Raw genomic sequence first — 594 nt, forward strand, 5'->3', positions numbered from 1 at the left:
ACCAACGTCACCCAGACCGTACCCATCAGTCTCAACGCCACCGCCTCAAACACGAATTTCACCATGAACCTCCAGAAGAACCGGCTCCAGCAGGCGGGGAGCACCAGCTTCACCTACGACAACGAAGGGCAGCTTGCTACCAGGACAGGTGACATCTATACTTTCGACGACGCCCACCGGCTGACAAATATCAGTGGCGCAGTGACGTACCAGTTCAAGTACGACGGCGCAGGAAACCGGCTGGAGGCGACCAGGAACGGTGTCGTCACCAGGTACATCTACGATGCCAGCGGGAATCTCTTGGCCGAGGCGGACGGCACCAACGCCATCACCCGCTACTACATCTACGGAAACGGCCTTCTTGCCATGGTGACCTCTGGCAACCAGCCGTACTGCTACCATTTCGACGCAACCGGCCACACCGTGGCGCTGACTGATTCAAGTGCCAACATCGTCAACAGATATGCCTACACCCCCTTCGGGGCAATCGGCAACCAGCAGGAAGGCATAAGCCAGCCGTTCAAGTATGTGGGAACATACGGCGTTATGAGTGAGCCGAACGGGCTTTACTACATGAAGGCAAGGTATTATGAT

1 protein-coding gene is annotated in these 594 nt (G+C 56.6%); it reads left to right on the top strand.

From position 1 onward, the window contains the following. On the top strand, positions 1-594 hold a 594-nt coding region (locus KJB29_RS19120; protein ID WP_215735896.1), incomplete at both ends, for a hypothetical protein.

The organism is Geobacter grbiciae, assembly GCF_018531165.1.
In the GTDB taxonomy this organism is placed as follows: Bacteria; Desulfobacterota; Desulfuromonadia; order Geobacterales; family Geobacteraceae; genus Geobacter; species Geobacter metallireducens.